Here is a 17,466-nt window from a genome sequence, read left to right as displayed (position 1 = left end):
CGTTGTGTTTGATTTCGACAAAATCATCGAGCGTAAAAGCGATAAGTGCCGTAAATGGGACCATGCGTTTGTCTGCTCACGCTTTGGTGATGTTCCGGAGGGGTTTATCCCGCTGTGGATCGCAGATATGGATTTCACCTCACCGCCCGCCGTTATTGAAGGCTTCCGGCGCATCGTGGAGCACGGCACCTTTGGCTATACGTGGTGTTTCGACGAATTCTACGATGCGACGATCGCCTTTCAGCGCACGCGTCATCAGGTTGAGGTAGACAGGTCGTGGATCACGCTAACCTACGGCACCGTGTCCACACTGCACTACACGGTTCAGGCGTTCTGCAGGGCTGGCGACAGCGTGATGATGAACACCCCGGTCTACGACCCGTTTGCAATGGCGGCACAGCGCCAGGGCGTTAAGGTCCTCGCTAACCCGCTTCGCGTTGAGGAAAACCGCTATCAGCTGGATTTTCATCTGATTGAAGATCAGCTCAAAACCCACCGTCCAAAACTGTGGTTCTTTTGCTCGCCGCATAACCCCTCGGGCCGAATCTGGCGCGCAGATGAGATACGGCAGGTGTCCGATCTCTGTAAACGCTACGGCACGATTCTGGTGGTCGATGAGGTTCACGCCGAGCACATTCTGGACGGTACATTCGTCAGCTGTTTGACTTCGGGCTGTGCCGCGCAGGACAACCTGATCGTGCTGACGTCCCCCAATAAAGCCTTCAACCTGGGCGGGTTGAAAACGTCTTATTCAATGATCCCGGACGATTCGCTGCGCCAGCGCTTCCGCCAGCAGCTTGAGAAGAACTCGATAACATCCCCCAATATGTTCGGCGTATGGGGGATTATCCTCGCCTACCAGCACGGTCTGCCGTGGCTCGACGCGCTGAACGGGTATCTGCAAGGCAACGCGCGCTACCTTGCAGACGCGATTCAGACCCACTTCCCGGCGTGGAAGATGATGAACCCGGAATCGTCGTATCTGGCCTGGATAGACGTGAGCGCCGACGAGCGCAGCGCCACCCAGTTAACCCAACATTTTGCCCGGCAGGCGGGCGTGGTCATTGAAGACGGCAGCCACTACGTGCAAAACGGCGAAAACTACCTGCGGATTAACTTCGGCACCCAGCGCTACTGGCTGGAGCAGTCCATCACCCGAATGCTGAAGCATTACTGATAAGGATCTTAACCCGATGAAAAAAGTGCTCACTCTTTCGCTGCTGGCTCTCTCTGTTTCTCATGGCGCTCTGGCCGCCAACTACGCGCTCAATAACGACAATATTGCCCTTTCGTTTGATGACGCAAACTCAACGGTAGTGGTTAAGGACAATAAGGCTAACCATCCGCTCACGCCGCAGGAGCTGTTCTTTCTGACGCTGCCGGATGAGACAAAAATCCACACCGCTGATTTCACCATCAAGCACGTCGAAAAGCAGGACAGCGCAATTGTCATCGACTTTACCCATCCGGACTTTAACGTGACGGTGATGCTAAACCTGGTGAAGGGAAAATACGCCAGCATCGACTACACCATTGCCGCAGTCGGCCAGCCGCGAGACGTGGCGAAAATTACCTTCTTCCCGACCAAAAAACAGTCTCAGGCCCCCTATGTCGACGGAGCGATTAACAGCTCGCCGATCGTTGCTGACTCATTCTTTATTTTGCCGGACAAGCCCATCGTTAACACTTACGCCTATGAAGCGACCACTAATCTCAACGTAGAACTGAAAACGCCGATCCAGCCAGAGTCGCCGGTCAGCTTTACCACCTGGTTCGGCACTTTCCCGGAAATCAGCCAGCTGCGCCGCAGCGTAAATCAGTTTATTGATGCCGTTCGTCCGCGACCGTACAAGCCTTATCTGCACTACAACAGCTGGATGGATATCGGCTTTTTCAATCCCTACACCGAGCAGGATGTGCTGGAGCGGATGGACGAGTGGAATAAGGAGTTTATTACCGGACGCGGCGTGGCGCTGGACGCCTTCCTGCTGGACGACGGATGGGACGACCTTACCGGGCGCTGGCTATTTGGCCCGGCATTCAGCAACGGTTTTGGCAAGGTTCGGGAAAAAGCCGACAGCCTGCACAGCTCGGTTGGACTGTGGCTCTCACCGTGGGGAGGCTACAACAAGCCGCGCGACGTTCGCGTCTCGCATGCAAAAGAGTATGGGTTCGAAACCGTCGACGGGAAGCTGGCGCTGTCAGGGCCGAACTACTTTAAGAACTTCAATGAGCAGATCGTTAAGCTAATCAAAAACGAACACATTACCTCATTCAAGCTGGACGGGATGGGTAATGCCAACGCGCATATCCAGGGCAGCCCGTATGCCTCGGATTTTGATGCTTCCATCGCCCTGCTGCGCAACATGCGCAGCGCCAACCCGAATCTGTTTATCAACCTGACGACCGGTACTAACGCCAGCCCGTCCTGGCTGTTCTACGCCGACTCGATCTGGCGCCAGGGCGATGACATCAACCTGTACGGCCCCGGCACGCCGGTGCAGCAGTGGATGACCTACCGCGATGCGGAAACGTACCGCTCCATTGTGCGCAAAGGCCCGCTGTTCCCGCTGAACTCGCTGATGTACCACGGGATCGTCAGCGCGGAAAACGCCTATTACGGGCTGGAGAAAGTACAAACGGACAGCGATTTTGCCGACCAGGTCTGGAGCTACTTCGCCACCGGCACGCAGTTGCAGGAGCTGTATATCACCCCGTCAATGCTGAACAAGGCGAAGTGGGATACCCTGGCGCAGGCGGCGAAGTGGTCGCGGGATAACGCCAGCGTGCTGGTGGATACGCACTGGATTGGTGGTGATCCAACCGCACTGCAGGTTTACGGCTGGGCATCCTGGAGCAAGGACAAAGCGATTCTCGGCTTGCGTAACCCGTCGGATAAGCCGCAAAGCTACTTCCTGGATTTGGCGAAAGATTTCGAAGTCCCGACAGGAAACGCGGCGCAGTTTAGTCTGAAGGCGGTGTATGGCCGTAATTCAACCGTGCCGGAGGCGTACAAAAACGCCGTGCTGATTACGCTGCAGCCGCTGGAAACGCTGGTGTTTGAGGCGATGCCAGGGAAATAAAGCGAGTTCAGCTGGCAGGTTAAGCCATGACCTGCCAGCTCCCCCCTTTCCTTGCCCCGATGCGTTTTAATTTACCTTTTGTTTGCAAAGAATGGAGATATCGTTCCGCGGTGCGGGAAGTCACGCCCAATACAGAGGCCAACATTACCGCAGTCAATTGCGGTTGAACGGTCAGAAGCTCAAGGATAGCGTTTTCCTTTTCCGACAATTCTTCCGACATTTTTTCCGACATGACGGACGGCATGTTTATGCCTTCCCGCAAAGCGTCGGCCATATTTTGCAGCATAAATTCCACGAATACCGTGCAATCACTGGCCCGATCGCATTGCCCTAAAATCTGGTAATAGCGCGCTTGCTGGAAGTGAATCAGTGTCTCAACGGGCAGCCATGCAAGCTCTACACGCCACTGGCTTAATATCAACGTTTGCCACAGCCGCCCCATGCGGCCATTTCCATCCGAAAAGGGATGAATAAACTCAAACTCGTAATGAAATACCGAGCTGGCAATCAGCGGGTGAAGATCGGTTTGCTTAAGCCAGGAAAGAAGATCGTCGATAAGGCGATTCATCTGCGAGGCTGGCGGAGCCATGTGAACTAACTGGTTTCCACGGTATACCCCTACGTCCCCATTTCTGAGCTTTCCGGGATGATCGACCAGACCCATCATCAATAATCGGTGCGCACTGAGTAAGTCATTGAGCTTCCAGGGCTTCCATTCGGGCAATTTCTCATATGCCAGGATAGCGTTGCGTACTTCCTGAATATCTTTTTCAGGAGCAAGTACGCGTTTGCCATCCATGATTGCCGTCACCTGCCCTGTCGTCAGCGAGTTATGTTCAATGGCTAGCGAGGCCTGAATGGTTCTAATACGATTCTCTTTACGGAGAAGTGGCGAAGTCCTACCAGAATGTGCCGCCCAATGCCCTAATAGCTCACCAATCTCAACCACCTGATTGAGGATAAAGGGTGTGATGGTGAACGGAGGCTGATAGCGGCTCATTTGACTTACTCCCCCTGCTGCTCCAGCGCATGCTTATACAGCGCATTTTTCTTCACGCCGTGGATCTCCGCCGCTAATGCCGCCGCTTTCTTCAGCGGCAGTTCCGCCTGCAGCAATGCCAGCGTGCGCAGCGCGTCGGCTGGCAGCGCGTCTTCCTGCGCTTTATGTCCTTCAACAATCAGCACCATTTCGCCCTTGCGGCGGTTTTCGTCTTCCTTCACCCACGCCAGCAGTTCACCCACCGGCGCGCCGTGGATCGTTTCCCAGGTTTTGGTCAGCTCGCGCGCCAGCACCACGTAGCGGGCTTCTCCCCAGACGGTCACCATATCTTCCAGGCTCTCCAGCAGGCGGTGCGTGGATTCGTAGAAAATCAGGGTGCGCGGCTCCACTTCCAGATCTTTTAACACGTCGCGACGGCCTTTGGATTTGGCTGGCAGGAAGCCTTCATAGCAGAAACGGTCAGACGGCAGACCTGCGGCGCTCAGCGCAGCAATGGCAGCGCATGGACCCGGCAGGGGCACAACGCGAATACCAGCTTCGCGACAGGTACGCACCAGGTGATAGCCAGGATCGTTAATCAACGGCGTACCGGCGTCGGAGACCAGGGCGATGTTCTGCCCCTCTTTCAGCTTCGCCACCAGCGTTTCGGCTTTTTGTTGCTCATTGTGATCGTGCAGAGCGAACAAACGGGCGTTAATCGCGAAATGTTGCAGCAGTAAGCCGGTGTGGCGGGTATCTTCAGCAGCAATTAAATCAACAGCTTGCAGTACGGTGAGCGCACGTTGGGTAATATCAGACAAATTCCCGATAGGAGTAGGTACAATATAAAGCTGGCCTTGAGAATTATCTGCCGTTTCGTGTTGTTTCATTGTTTCGTCCGTATTGCCGATTTAATATTGAGCATTGCGTAAAAAAAATCACTGGATACAGTATGGTACCGTTAACGTTTCTTCGAAAAAAAGCCACGCGCAGCGTGCCGCTTCTGCTGGCAGCCCTGATCTTTGCAGGCTGTGGCACCCAGGCACCTGACCAGAGCACCGCCCATCTCCAGGGTTCTGCTCAGGCTGATTCTGGCTTTTATCTGCAACAAATGTCGCAGAGTTCAAATGATACCAAGACCAACTGGCAATTACTCGCCATTCGTGCACTGCTGAAAGAGGGTAAAACCCAGCGGGCAGCCGAGCTGTTTAACCAGTTGCCAAAAGATCTTAACGACGCCCAGCGTCGTGAGCAGAGCCTGCTCTCTGCCGAGCTGAAAGTCGCGCTGAAAGATTACGCCGCCGCGAAGAAGATCCTCGGGGATATTGACGTGAGCGCGCTGGATAAAAATCAGCAGGCGCGCTTCTGGCAGGCGGGCATTACCGCTGAGCAGGGACGCCCTTCGCTGACCTTGCTCCGCGCGCTCGTCGCGCAAGAGCCACTGCTTGGCGGTGCCGATAAGCAGAAAAATATCGATGCCACCTGGCAAGCGCTGGCTTCGATGACGCAAGAACAGGCGCAGGCGCTGGTCATCAACGCCGATGAAAACGTCCTGCAGGGCTGGCTGGATCTGCAGCAGATGTGGTTTAACAACCGCAGCGATCCAAAGATGCTGAAAGCCGGTATTACGGATTGGCAGACGCGCTACCCGCAAAACCCGGGCGCGAAAATGCTGCCAACCCAGCTGGTGAACGTGCAGAACTTTAAGCCTGCGTCTACCAGCAAAATCGCTCTGCTGCTGCCGCTCAACGGCCAGGCGGCGGTGTTTGGCCGCACCATTCAGCAGGGCTTTGAAGCGGCGAAAAACGGTACGACGTCGGTAACCGGCAGCGCGGTTCCCGCGCAGGCGGCCCAGGCGGCTAACGTGAATGATGTTGTCAGCCCATCTGCCGCAGAGACCAGCGACCTGACCTCGGCGCAAGCGCCGGCGCAGGGCACGATGCAAAACCCGGTGACGGCTCCGACGACGCCGCCAGCTACAGCGGCACCGGCTACTACAGCACCTGCGACCCAGGCTCCGGCCGAGACGCAAGCGGCACCTGCACCTGTCACAACAGCAGAGCAACCTCAACAGCAGCCTGCGCAACCCGCGGCCCAACCTGCCGCGCAGCCGCAGGCCGTGGCAACCACCAGCGCCAATCCGGGCGCTGAGTTGAAAATCTACGACACCAGTTCGCAGCCGCTTGATCAGGTGCTGGCGCAGGTTCAACAGGACGGGGCGAGCATCGTTGTCGGTCCGCTGCTGAAAAACAACGTGGAAGAGCTGATGAAGAGCAATACCACGCTGAACGTGCTGGCGCTCAACCAGCCGGAGCAGGTTCAGAACCGGGCCAATATTTGCTACTTCGCGCTCTCTCCTGAAGATGAAGCCCGCGATGCGGCGCGTCATATTCACGAGCAGGGTAAGCAGGCTCCGCTGCTGCTTATCCCACGCAGCGCGCTGGGCGATCGCGTGGCCAATGCCTTTGCCGATGAGTGGCAGAAGCTCGGCGGCGGCGTGGTGCTGCAGCAGAAATTCGGTTCCGTCTCTGAACTGCGCGCGGGCGTAAACGGTGGAGCGGGTATCGCGCTTAACGGTAGCCCGGTCACCGCGAGCCTGCCACAGCAGCAGGGCGTGACGATTGGCGGCCTGACGATCCCTGCCCCACCTACCGACGCGCAGATCAGCGGTGGCGGTAAAGTGGATGCGGCTTATATCGTTGCCACGCCGCAGGAGATCGCCTTTATCAAACCGATGATTGCGATGCGTAACGGCAGCCAGAGCGGCGCAACGCTCTACGCCAGCTCCCGCAGCGCGCAGGGCACCGCGGGACCGGATTTCCGTCTGGAAATGGACGGTCTGCAGTACAGCGAAATCCCGATGCTGGCAGGCAGCAACCCGGCGCTGATGCAGCAGGCGCTGAGTACCGTACGTAACGATTATTCGCTGGCCCGTCTGTATGCGATGGGGGTTGATGCGTGGGCGCTGGCGAACCACTTTACCCAGATGCGTCAGGTGCCGGGCTTCGAGCTTAACGGCAACACCGGCGATCTGACCGCCACTCAGGATTGTGTGATTAACAGGAAGTTATCATGGCTCAAATACCAGCAGGGGCAGATCGTCCCGGCCAGTTAAGCCGCAAACAGACCGGCGATGCGTGGGAGTTAGGGGCGCGTCGCTGGCTTGAAGGCAAAGGACTGCATTTCATCGCCGCCAACGTCCGCGGGCGTGGCGGCGAAATCGACCTGATCATGAAAGACGGTCAGGTCATCGTGTTTGTAGAAGTGCGCTTTCGACAGTCCTCCCGTTTTGGCGGTGCTGCCGCCAGCGTGACGCTCGCCAAACAACATAAATTATTACAGACTGCCCACTTGTGGCTTGCCCGCCATAATGGGAGCTTTGATACTGTGGATTGCCGGTTCGATGTGATAGCCTTCACCGGAAATGAGATCGAATGGCTTAAAAACGCTTTTGGCGAAGACGCATAATTAAGATTTAAAAGGGATAACGTGCTCGAAAGAATTAAAGTGTGCTTCACAGAAAGCATCCAGACTCAGATTGCCGCGGCGGAAGCCCTTCCGGATGCTATCTCGCGTGCCGCAATGACGCTGGTGCAATCCCTGCTTAATGGCAACAAAATCCTCTGTTGTGGCAACGGCACGTCAGCCGCCAACGCACAGCATTTTGCTGCCAGCATGATCAATCGCTTTGAAACAGAACGCCCGAGTTTACCCGCCATTGCACTTAATACCGATAATGTGGTCTTAACGGCGATTGCTAACGATCGTCTGCATGACGAAATTTACGCAAAGCAGGTGCGAGCCCTGGGTCATGCCGGAGATGTGCTGCTGGCCATCTCCACGCGCGGCAATAGCCGGGATATTGTCAAAGCCGTTGAAGCCGCCGTCACCCGCGACATGACCATCGTGGCCTTAACCGGCTATGACGGGGGTGAGCTGGCGGGTCTGCTTGGGCCGCAGGATGTGGAAATCCGCATTCCGTCTCACCGGAGCGCGCGTATTCAGGAAATGCATATGCTCACGGTGAACTGCTTATGTGACTTGATCGATAACACGCTTTTCCCTCACCAGGATGATTAAGGAGTTCTTATGAAGGCTTTATCGACCCTCGCAGTCCTTATGTCTGCATTACTGCTTCAGGGATGTATCGCTGCGGCCGTTGTGGGTACCGCCGCAGTAGGCACCAAAGCGGCAACCGATCCGCGCTCTGTGGGGACACAGGTGGATGACGGTACGCTGGAGCTGCGCGTCAACAGTGCGCTGTCGAAAGACGAACAGATCAAGAAAGAGGCGCGTATTAACGTGACGGCTTACCAGGGCAAAGTGCTGCTGGCAGGCCAGGCGCCGAATATGGAACTCGCCTCTCGTGCGAAACAAATCGCAATGGGTGTTGAAGGAACCACAGAGGTGTTTAACGAAGTGCGTCAGGGCAAGCCAATTGGCCTGGGTGATGCCTCTTCCGATACCTGGATCACCACCAAAGTACGTTCCCAGCTGCTGGGCTCAGACCAGGTGAAATCCTCCAACGTGAAAGTGACGACGGAAAACGGCGAAGTGTTCCTGCTGGGTCTGGTGACCGACCGTGAAGGGAAAGCGGCGGCCGATATCGCCAGCCGGGTGAGCGGCGTGAAGCACGTCACCACTGCGTTTACTTACATTAAATAAAAAAAATCCCCTCACTTGAGGGGATTTTTTTGCAGGCCCGGTAAGCGTAGCGCCACCGGGCGTTTTTCACAGAAGCGCAATACTTCCCACCATCACCCCGCTCAACGCCACCAGCCCCGCGGTCAGCCAGAGCGCTTTCGCCGGGAATGACTTACGCAGCATAATCAGCGACGGCAGGCTGATCGCCGGCAGCGTAATCAGCAGCGCCAGCGCCGGCGCGGTGCCCATGCCGGCCAGCATCATGGTTTGAACAATGGGAATTTCAGCCGCCGTTGGGATCACAAACAGGCAGCCTGCAACGGCCATCGCAATGACCCACATCAGCGTGTTGTCGATAGCGCCATCCGCATGCGGGAAGAGCCAGACGCGCGCCGCCCCCAGAACCAGTACCGCCAGGATATAGACCGGGATGGTGCTCCAGAAAAGTTGCCATAGCGCCCTGCCCCAGCGCGCAAAGAAGCCCCCCTGCGGCTCGCTGACATCCAGCTCAACGGCTGCGGGTTCTTCAGCAGTATCCTTCACCAGTTTTTGCACCAGTGTCGCCACCACCAGCACGGTCAGCAGCCCGGCGACCAGACGGATGAACGCGAAATGCCAGCCCAGCACAAAGCCCATAAACACCAGCGTCGCCGGATTGAGCAGCGGGTTGCCCATCCAGAACGCCAGCGCGCCGCCCATCGACACGCGCTGGCGGCGCATCCCTGCCGCCACAGGCGCGGCACAGCAGGAGCACATCATGCCCGGCAGGGAGAAAATCGTCCCCAGAAGCGTGCCCTGAAAGCGCGGCTGTCCGAGGGTTTTCACCAGCCAGTTACGCGGGATCAGCACCTGAATCAGCGACCCCAGAATGACGCCTAAAACGGCGGCTTTCCAGACGGCAAGGAAGTAGACCATGGCATAGTCCCACGCCGCCTGCAGCGGGCTGGACTCAGCCTGAGCGAGAATAGATTTACCGATGCTGTGCGTTTCGGCGGCGGTGAAGGCTTTGCCGTAGTACGGCTGCCATTTCACGTACCAGAGGCCAACAATGACCACGAGAAAGAAGAGTGCGGGCTTCCACCATTGAACAGGTGTTGCCGCCTGAGATGAAGACTGACCAGTCATAGCATTCCCCGGAGAGTATTAGGTTATTAGCCGGGGGAGTTTACGCCTCGCCCTGCGCGATTTCACGCAGTTTTGCCGAAGGGATAATGTTTACGCCCGCTTTCGACGGGGCCAGTCCCTCTTTTAACATCGCCCGCGCGACGTCCCGCGCCTCGATGGCCTTCCAGTTGCCGGGAAGGATGCGAAACAGCGGGGCCAGTATCGACTCGTTAAAGCGGCGTTCGTCCCGGTGGCCGATCAGCATCGAAGGGCGCACAATCGTCAGCTGCTCCCATTTCTGCGCAATCAGCGCATCCTCCATCTTGCCCTTCACCTTGTTGTAGAAGAAAGGCGATCCGGCATTAGCGCCCAGCGCGCTGACCACCAGAAAATGTTTGGCCCCCAGCTTTTTCGCCGTAAGCGCGGTGTCCACCACCAGCGTATAGTCAGCGTGGATAAATGCCTCTTTGCTGCCCGCCTCCCGTCGCGTGGTGCCCAGACAGCAAAAGGCGATATCAATAGGATCCTGGACCTGCGCCAGCGCGTCCGTCAGCTGAGGATCGTGCGGATTAAAGACGCCAGATAAATCTGCCAGCGGTCGACGCGTCGGGGCGGCGATATAGTTCACGCGGCGATCCTGAATCAGCAGCCGCAGCAGATGATCGCCCACTAACCCGGTAGCCCCGGTAATCAATACCTGACTCATCGTATCCCCTTTACAGAATTGTCCGTTTGCGAACTCAGCGTCGTCGACCACACTTAGAAGTCTGTTACAGGTAAGTATTTACCACAAGCGGAGAAAAATCAGTCTGAAGCCAAAACAACGGAGGAAGCATGGGCAAGAAAATCGCAGTCTTGATTACCGACGAGTTTGAAGATTCAGAATTCACCTCGCCTGCAGAGGCGTTCCGCAAGGCAGGACATGAGGTCATCACCATTGAGAAAGAGGCGGGCAAAACGGTGACAGGCCATAAGGGCGAGGCGACCGTAACCATTGATGAGACTATCGATAACGTTAGCCCCTCAGATTTCGACGCCCTGCTGTTACCCGGTGGCCATTCCCCGGATTCCCTGCGCGGGGACGAGCGCTTCGTGACCTTTACCCGGGACTTTGTCTCTACCGGCAAACCGGTCTTTGCCATCTGTCACGGTCCGCAGCTGCTCATCAGCGCGGAGGTTGTACGCGGGCGTAAGCTCACGGCGGTGAAACCGATCGTTATCGATCTGAAAAATGCGGGCGCCGAGTTTTACGATCAGGAGGTGGTCAACGACAAAGACCAGCTGATCACCAGCCGTACCCCGGACGATCTCCCGGCGTTTAACCGCGAAGCGCTACGCCTGCTCGGCGCGTAACCAGTGCAGCTTCTTGCCAAAGCCCAGGGTGTTGTCGGTAAATTTCAGCTCATCGAGGCGGATTTCCCACACCGGGGCTTTTAGCGCAGCGGCAACGGGAAAGCGGCGCGTGTAGAGCTTACGGCGCGCGTCGCTCTCTTCGCCATCCAGACGACGGATCTCCCCTTTGAACTGCACGCCGCGGATCAGTGCGACCGTTTTCGGCTGGCCATTTACCGTCCCCGCGACCTTTGCCTGCAGGCCGGTCATCTGCGCATGACGCGTTTTGTCTTCGCTCATGACATAAAACGCGACGCGCTCCGGATCATAGTAGTAAAACGCGTTTGCGCACCACATCTCCCCCTCGTCATAGACGCACCAGGTGACAACATGCTGCTTCGCCAGCCAGCGGTTAATGGCGGCCAGTGTTTCCATTTTCGTTCTCTCTCATGCTATGGTGCGTTCACCTTAACATACTGAATCTGTTTACCGTGTGCTGGTTTCTCTATCTTGTCCGAACCGCTGATAACGCACTCTACACCGGGATCACCACCGATGTGGCGCGGCGTTTTTTACAACATCAAACGGGGAAAGGGGCAAAAGCACTGCGAGGGAAAGGGGAATTACAGCTCGCCTTTTCGGCGCCCGTCGGTGACCGATCGCTGGCGCTCAGGCTGGAATACCGCATCAAACAGCTGACGAAGCGCCAGAAAGAGCGCCTCGTGACCGGAGACGGCTCCTTTGAGGCGCTACGCGAGAGCCTGATTAAAAGCGATTGAAATGGTCGTGGTACTCGACCAGCCCATTGACGCCGTTCAGCGCGTCGTCCGCCAGACGGTGCACCTGGAAAGCGGATTCCGTACCCGGCCAGCGGCAGCGCAGATCGTAATGCGCGGCCTGCTCAAAGCCTAAACGGCCATAGAACGCCGGATCGCCCAGCGTGACAACGGCCGCATAACCGAACTCATTGAGCGAATCCAGGCCTTCATAGACCAGCTGGCGTGCCAGCCCCTGCCCGCGATAGCTTTCATCTACCGCCAGCGGTGCCATGCCTACCCACTGCAGCTCTTCGCCCTGAACGATGACCGGACTGAAGGCAACATAGCCCACCACCTGACCTTCGTCATCGGTGGCAACCAGCCCCAGCGTAATCAGGCCGTCTTCGCGAAGGTCGTGGACCAGTTGGGCTTCGGCATCGCTCGCAAAGGCGCGGCGTAGCAACGCATCGATCCCCGGCGCATCAATCCCAATTTCGACTCGAATCAGCATGGCTCACCTACTGAAGTGTGTTTACCGTCCGGCGGGGTTTTCAGCCCGGCCTCAACGAAATCTGCCATTTGCATTAACATCACGCGCAGCGCTTTCGGCATCTGCTCCAGCTCAATGGCATCCATTAAATTCTTCACGTACAGACCGAGCTCCGTGTCGCCTTCAATCACCAGACGGCGCTGGAAGAAGAGCGTATCCGGATCCTGCTTACGCGCGGCGATCATCAGCAGATCGCTGGCGTTGGCGCTAAAGCTCACATCCGCCTCGGCGGTTTCGCGGACGATCAGCTGGTCATTCTCAACGGAGGTAAACCAGCGCAGCCCGATATCACGCACCTCAATGCTCAACCAGCGCCCTTCCAGGAATTCCAGCTCGCCATCCTGCAGCGCCTGGCGGAACTGCCAGCTCAGGACCTGCTCCAGCACCTGACGTTTAAGCGCGAACGGCGCCAGCTTTACCGGCACGCTCAGCATTGATGGACCAAATTGTACGAGACGTGAACGCAGTTTATCCAGCACGAGCTTTACTCCCTGATATCTATAGTCCTGCTATTTTGCCATATCCGAAGCGCAACATAGCGGCGTAAATCAACAAACCGTCGTCCGCCGTACCTCATTATTGGTGTCATCAATACGCCATTAGCTGCCTTAAATCAAAAATTGTCGCCTATGGGTTAATTAAAATCCCAGCTCGTTAACAATTTTGCGATCGACTACATCAGGATAAATTATGGAGCTGCTCTGCCCTGCCGGAAATCTTCCGGCGCTTAAGGCGGCCATCGAAAATGGGGCCGATGCGGTCTATATCGGGCTAAAAGATGACACCAACGCCCGCCATTTTGCTGGCCTCAACTTTACGGAGAAAAAGCTTCAGGAAGCCGTTAACTTCGTTCACCAGCACCGCCGCAAATTGCATATCGCCATCAATACCTTTGCTCATCCTGACGGCTACGCCCGCTGGCAGCGCGCGGTGGATATGGCGGCACAGCTGGGTGCCGATGCGCTGATCCTGGCCGACCTCGCCATGCTTGAGTATGCGGCAGAACGCTATCCCCATATTGAGCGCCACGTCTCTGTTCAGGCATCTGCCACCAACGAAGAGGCCGTACGTTTTTACCATCAACACTTTGACGTGGCCCGCGTGGTGCTGCCGCGCGTGCTCTCTATTCATCAGGTTAAGCAACTCGCGCGCGTCACGCCAGTGCCGCTGGAAGTTTTTGCCTTTGGCAGCCTGTGCATCATGGCCGAAGGCCGTTGCTATCTTTCCTCTTATTTAACCGGTGAATCGCCGAATACCGTCGGGGCCTGCTCCCCTGCCCGCTTTGTTCGCTGGCATCAGACCCCTCAGGGGCTGGAATCTCGCCTTAATGAGGTGCTGATCGACCGCTATCAGGACGGTGAAAACGCCGGTTATCCCACCCTGTGTAAAGGCCGCTATCTGGTCGACGGCGAGCGCTATCACGCGCTGGAGGAGCCGACCAGCCTCAACACGCTGGAGCTGCTGCCGGAGCTGCTGGCGGCCAATATTGCCTCGGTGAAAATCGAAGGTCGTCAGCGCAGCCCGGCCTATGTGAGCCAGGTGGCGAAAGTGTGGCGTCAGGCCATCGACCGCTGCATGGCGGACCCGCAGAACTATGCTCCGCAGCAGGCCTGGATGGACACGCTCGGATCGATGTCCGAAGGCACGCAAACCACGCTTGGCGCGTATCACCGTAAATGGCAGTGAGATAACCATGAAATATTCATTAGGACCGGTGCTCTACTACTGGCCAAAAGAGACGCTGGAAGATTTTTACCAACAGGCCGCCACCAGCAGCGCCGATGTGATTTACCTCGGCGAAGCGGTGTGCAGCAAGCGCCGCGCCACTAAAGTGGGCGATTGGCTGGATATGGCGAAAAGCCTGGCCGGCAGCGGCAAGCAGGTGGTGCTCTCGACGCTTGCGCTGGTGCAGGCCTCTTCTGAACTGGGCGAGCTGAAACGCTACGTAGAGAACGGCGAGTTCCTGCTGGAAGCGAGCGATCTCGGCGTGGTGAATATGTGCGCCGAACGCAAGCTACCGTTTGTCGCGGGCCATGCTCTGAACTGCTATAACGCCGTGACCCTGCGCCTGCTGCTCAAACAGGGGATGACGCGCTGGTGCATGCCGGTGGAGCTCTCTCGCGACTGGCTGGCAAACCTGCTGAATCAGTGCGACAAGCTGGGCATTCGCAATCAGTTTGAAGTGGAAGTGCTGAGCTATGGGCATCTGCCGCTGGCCTATTCTGCCCGCTGCTTTACCGCGCGCTCGGAAGACCGTCCGAAAGACGAGTGCGAAACCTGCTGCATTAAGTACCCGAACGGGCGCAGCATGCTGTCGCAGGAGAATCAGCAGGTGTTTGTCCTCAACGGCATTCAGACCATGAGCGGCTATGTCTATAACCTCGGCAACGAGCTGGCGTCGATGGACGGGCTGGTGGATATGGTGCGCTTGTCGCCGCTGGATACCGGCGTGTTTGCGATGCTGGATGCCTTCCGCGCCAACGAAAACGGCGCCGCTCCGCTGCCGCTGACGGCAAACAGCGACTGCAACGGCTACTGGAAGCGTCTGGCCGGGCTGGAACTGCAGGCCTAAAAAAGGCTCACTTTGTTAACAACGGTTATCATTTTTTAATGCAGTATTAAAGATTGACCGTCGACAAAGTGAGCTGTTATGACTGACAAAACTATTCCGTTTTCGGTGCTGGATCTGGCGCCGATCCCACAAGGCTCCTCGGCAAGAGAAGCCTTTTCGCACTCCCTCGATCTCGCTCAGTTGGCCGAAAAGCGTGGCTATCACCGCTACTGGCTGGCCGAGCACCACAACATGGTGGGCATTGCCAGCGCCGCCACCTCGGTACTGATTGGTTATCTGGCGGCAAATACCACCACTCTGCACCTGGGCTCCGGCGGCGTGATGCTGCCGAACCATGCCCCGCTGGTGATCGCCGAGCAGTTCGGCACGCTGAATACCCTCTATCCGGGCCGTATCGATTTAGGGCTTGGCCGTGCGCCGGGCAGCGACCAGCCGACCATGCGCGCCCTGCGTCGCCATATGAGCGGCGATATCGATAACTTCCCGCGCGACGTGGCAGAGCTGGTGGACTGGTTCGACGCGCGCGATCCGAACCCGCACGTGCGCCCGGTGCCGGGTTACGGTGAGAAGATCCCGGTGTGGCTGTTGGGCTCAAGCCTCTACAGCGCGCAGCTCGCCGCCCAGTTGGGGCTGCCGTTTGCGTTTGCCTCGCACTTCGCGCCGGATATGCTCCATCAGGCGCTGCATCTTTACCGCACGCACTTCAAACCGTCCGAGCGTCTGGAGAAACCGTACGCGATGGTGTGCATCAACATCATTGCCGCCGACAGCAATCGCGACGCGGAATTCCTGTTCACCTCTATGCAGCAGGCGTTTGTGAAGCTGCGCCGCGGTGAGACGGGCCAGCTTCCGCCGCCGGTGGAGAATATGCATCAGCTGTGGTCAGCGTCAGAGCAGTATGGCGTTCAGCAGGCGCTGAGCATGTCGCTGGTAGGCGATAAAGCGAAAGTGCGTCACGGGCTGGAGGCGGTGCTGCGCGAAACGCAGGCGGATGAAATTATGGTTAACGGCCAGATTTTCGATCACCAGGCGCGATTGCATTCGTTTGAGCTGGCGATGCAGGTGAAAGAGGAGCTGGTGGGGTAGTTTTTTGCCGGATGGCGGCTTCGCCTTATCCGGCCTACGCGATCCCTGTAGGCCCGGTAAGCGCAGCGCCACCGGGCTTTCTGTTTATTGATACACAGGCAGCAGGTTAAAACTCGACAGCACGTGGACCAGCGCATTGCCAGCACCGAACACCAGAATCAGCGCAATCATCGGCTTGCCGCCCCAGACGCGGAATTTCGGGCTGCCGAAGCGTTTACGTGATTTACGTGCCAGCAGCGCTGGCACAATCGCCGCCCAGATTGTTGCCGCCAGTCCGGCATAGCCGATGGCGTACAGGAAGCCGTTCGGCCACAGCAGACCACCCACAATCGGCGGCAGGAAGGTCAGCAGCGCGGTTTTGAAGCGCCCCATCGCAGAATCATCAAAGCCAAACAGATCCGCCAGGTAGTCAAACAGGCCCAGGGTTACGCCGAGGAAAGAGCTCGCCACCGCAAAGTTAGAGAAGATAACCAGCAGCAGATCCAGGCTGCGGCTGTTCAGCACGCCGCTCAGAGCCTGCACCAGCACGTCGATGTTACCGCCCTTCTGGGCAATGCCGATAAACTCCGGACGCGGGATGTTGCCCATCGTCCCCAGCAGCCAGATCACATACAGCCCCAGCGCCAGCAGCGTGCCGTAGACCAGACACTTCACAATCGTGCGCGGATCTTTGCCGTAGTACTTCATCAGGCTCGGCACGTTGCCGTGGTAGCCGAACGACGCCAGACAGAACGGTAGCGTCATCAGCAGGTACGGCGTGTAGGAGGTATTCACTTCGGCAACGTTAAACAGCGTGGCGGGCGTCACGTGCCCCAGCAGGCTGCCGAAGGTCAGGAAGAAGGTGATGACCTTCGCGCCCAGTACGATCGCCGTCATCCGGCTTACCGCTTTGGTACTCATCCAGACGATAAACGCCACGCCCAGCGCAAAGCATAGTCCGGCCAGACGCGCCGGAACGTTCAGCGACATCTCAGAGAAGGTGTGATGCAGAATCGAACCGCTTGCCGAGATATACGCGTAGGTCAGGATATAGAGCACAAAGGCGATGGACAGCCCGTTAACCAGGTTCCAGCCTTTGCCCAGCAGATCTTTGGTGATGGTGTCGAAGCTGGAGCCAATGCGGTAGTTCAGGTTGGCTTCGAGGATCATCAGCCCGGAATGGAGCATACAGAACCAGGTAAAGACCAGCGCAGCCAGCGACCAGAAGAACCACGCACCGGACATGACCACGGGCAGGGAGAACATCCCGGCACCTATAATGGTTCCGCCGATGATCACCACGCCGCCAAGCAGCGAAGGTGACGTTTGGGTGGTGGTTAGTGTCGCCATACAGCCTTTTCTCCAGTCAATCATGCGGT

The 17,466-nt window shown here is 57.3% G+C and carries 19 protein-coding genes; 11 read left to right on the top strand and 8 right to left on the bottom strand.

What is annotated here, in order from left to right; translation table 11 throughout:
- Positions 1-4 precede the first annotated feature (4 nt).
- Together P349_RS08890 and P349_RS08895 are read left to right on the top strand one after the other, a co-directional pair.
- Entirely contained in the window at positions 5-1,177 is a 1,173-nt protein-coding gene (locus tag P349_RS08890) for a MalY/PatB family protein (protein WP_032650355.1), read from the top strand.
- A 16-nt stretch (positions 1,178-1,193) separates the two neighbouring features.
- The gene (locus tag P349_RS08895) at positions 1,194-3,083 is read left to right on the top strand and encodes an enterotoxin (protein ID WP_032650356.1); all 1,890 of its coding nucleotides are present in this window, start codon (positions 1,194-1,196) and stop codon (positions 3,081-3,083) included.
- 19 nt (positions 3,084-3,102) lie between these two features.
- Here the strand turns inward: P349_RS08895 and P349_RS08900 are convergent, their stop codons facing one another.
- Positions 3,103-4,083: a Fic family protein gene (locus P349_RS08900; protein WP_032650358.1), complete on the bottom strand. Its 981-nt coding sequence runs from the start codon at positions 4,081-4,083 to the stop codon at positions 3,103-3,105.
- A gap of 5 nt (positions 4,084-4,088) precedes the next feature.
- Positions 4,089-4,952 carry a 16S rRNA (cytidine(1402)-2'-O)-methyltransferase gene (gene rsmI / locus P349_RS08905; RefSeq protein ID WP_032650359.1) on the bottom strand — a complete coding sequence of 288 codons (864 nt, stop codon included), beginning with the start codon at positions 4,950-4,952 and terminating at the stop codon, positions 4,089-4,091.
- 62 nt (positions 4,953-5,014) lie between these two features.
- Between rsmI and P349_RS08910 the strand changes: the two genes are divergently transcribed.
- Genes P349_RS08910 through dolP form a run of 4 tightly spaced genes read left to right on the top strand, consistent with a single transcriptional unit; the run spans position 5,015 to position 8,727 of the window.
- Entirely contained in the window at positions 5,015-7,177 is a 2,163-nt protein-coding gene (locus tag P349_RS08910; protein ID WP_032650361.1) for a penicillin-binding protein activator, read from the top strand.
- Positions 7,135-7,530: a YraN family protein gene (locus P349_RS26390; protein ID WP_032650362.1), complete on the top strand. Its 396-nt coding sequence runs from the start codon at positions 7,135-7,137 to the stop codon at positions 7,528-7,530. The genes P349_RS08910 and P349_RS26390 overlap by 43 nt, the downstream gene beginning before the upstream one ends.
- Positions 7,531-7,551: 21 nt before the next feature.
- The gene (gene diaA, locus P349_RS26385) at positions 7,552-8,142 is read left to right on the top strand and encodes a DnaA initiator-associating protein DiaA (RefSeq protein WP_003861754.1); all 591 of its coding nucleotides are present in this window, start codon (positions 7,552-7,554) and stop codon (positions 8,140-8,142) included.
- A gap of 9 nt (positions 8,143-8,151) precedes the next feature.
- The gene (dolP, locus tag P349_RS08925; protein WP_024906379.1) at positions 8,152-8,727 is read left to right on the top strand and encodes a division/outer membrane stress-associated lipid-binding lipoprotein; all 576 of its coding nucleotides are present in this window, start codon (positions 8,152-8,154) and stop codon (positions 8,725-8,727) included.
- A 66-nt stretch (positions 8,728-8,793) separates the two neighbouring features.
- Here the strand turns inward: dolP and P349_RS08930 are convergent, their stop codons facing one another.
- Positions 8,794-9,831, bottom strand: coding sequence for a permease (locus tag P349_RS08930; protein WP_032650363.1), 1,038 nt, complete (start codon positions 9,829-9,831; stop codon positions 8,794-8,796).
- A 40-nt stretch (positions 9,832-9,871) separates the two neighbouring features.
- Positions 9,872-10,516, bottom strand: a complete 645-nt coding sequence (locus P349_RS08935; RefSeq protein ID WP_032650365.1) for an NAD(P)H-binding protein — start codon at positions 10,514-10,516, stop codon at positions 9,872-9,874.
- A gap of 128 nt (positions 10,517-10,644) precedes the next feature.
- Between P349_RS08935 and P349_RS08940 the strand changes: the two genes are divergently transcribed.
- On the top strand, positions 10,645-11,163 hold the full coding sequence (locus P349_RS08940; protein WP_023333577.1) for a type 1 glutamine amidotransferase domain-containing protein: 519 nt from the start codon (positions 10,645-10,647) through the stop codon (positions 11,161-11,163).
- Here P349_RS08940 and P349_RS08945 read toward each other — a convergent pair.
- On the bottom strand, positions 11,143-11,577 hold the full coding sequence (locus P349_RS08945) for a YhbP family protein (RefSeq protein WP_024906376.1): 435 nt from the start codon (positions 11,575-11,577) through the stop codon (positions 11,143-11,145). The two genes, P349_RS08940 and P349_RS08945, sit on opposite strands and share 21 nt — an antisense overlap.
- A gap of 14 nt (positions 11,578-11,591) precedes the next feature.
- Here P349_RS08945 and P349_RS08950 point away from each other — a divergent pair, with 14 nt between their 5' ends.
- Positions 11,592-11,921 carry a GIY-YIG nuclease family protein gene (locus P349_RS08950; protein WP_008501484.1) on the top strand — a complete coding sequence of 110 codons (330 nt, stop codon included), beginning with the start codon at positions 11,592-11,594 and terminating at the stop codon, positions 11,919-11,921.
- Here P349_RS08950 and P349_RS08955 read toward each other — a convergent pair.
- A complete protein-coding gene (locus tag P349_RS08955; RefSeq protein WP_023309324.1) occupies positions 11,908-12,411 on the bottom strand; it encodes a GNAT family N-acetyltransferase in 504 nt (167 codons plus the stop codon). The two genes, P349_RS08950 and P349_RS08955, sit on opposite strands and share 14 nt — an antisense overlap.
- Complete coding sequence (gene ubiT / locus P349_RS08960) at positions 12,405-12,929, bottom strand: ubiquinone anaerobic biosynthesis accessory factor UbiT (RefSeq protein ID WP_024906374.1); 525 nt, start codon at positions 12,927-12,929, stop codon at positions 12,405-12,407. The genes P349_RS08955 and ubiT overlap by 7 nt, the downstream gene beginning before the upstream one ends.
- A 211-nt stretch (positions 12,930-13,140) precedes the next feature.
- Between ubiT and ubiU the strand changes: the two genes are divergently transcribed.
- From ubiU to P349_RS08975, 3 genes are all read left to right on the top strand, one after another.
- Entirely contained in the window at positions 13,141-14,136 is a 996-nt protein-coding gene (gene ubiU / locus P349_RS08965) for a ubiquinone anaerobic biosynthesis protein UbiU (protein ID WP_032650366.1), read from the top strand.
- 7 nt (positions 14,137-14,143) lie between these two features.
- Positions 14,144-15,022 (top strand): U32 family peptidase, encoded by an 879-nt coding sequence (locus tag P349_RS08970; protein WP_032650367.1) that lies wholly within the window; start codon positions 14,144-14,146, stop codon positions 15,020-15,022.
- 78 nt (positions 15,023-15,100) lie between these two features.
- Positions 15,101-16,108 carry a luciferase-like monooxygenase gene (locus tag P349_RS08975; protein ID WP_032650369.1) on the top strand — a complete coding sequence of 336 codons (1,008 nt, stop codon included), beginning with the start codon at positions 15,101-15,103 and terminating at the stop codon, positions 16,106-16,108.
- Between the two features lie 84 nt (positions 16,109-16,192).
- Here P349_RS08975 and mtr read toward each other — a convergent pair whose 3' ends face one another.
- A complete protein-coding gene (gene mtr, locus P349_RS08980; RefSeq protein WP_032650487.1) occupies positions 16,193-17,437 on the bottom strand; it encodes a tryptophan permease in 1,245 nt (414 codons plus the stop codon).
- Positions 17,438-17,466 lie beyond the last annotated feature (29 nt).

Origin of the sequence: Enterobacter sp. DC4, from assembly GCF_000568095.1 — a bacterium.
Taxonomy (GTDB): domain Bacteria; phylum Pseudomonadota; class Gammaproteobacteria; order Enterobacterales; family Enterobacteriaceae; genus Enterobacter; species Enterobacter pseudoroggenkampii.
The sequence above is the reverse complement of the archived record's forward strand: the minus strand, read 5'-3'. Positions and strand labels throughout refer to the sequence as shown.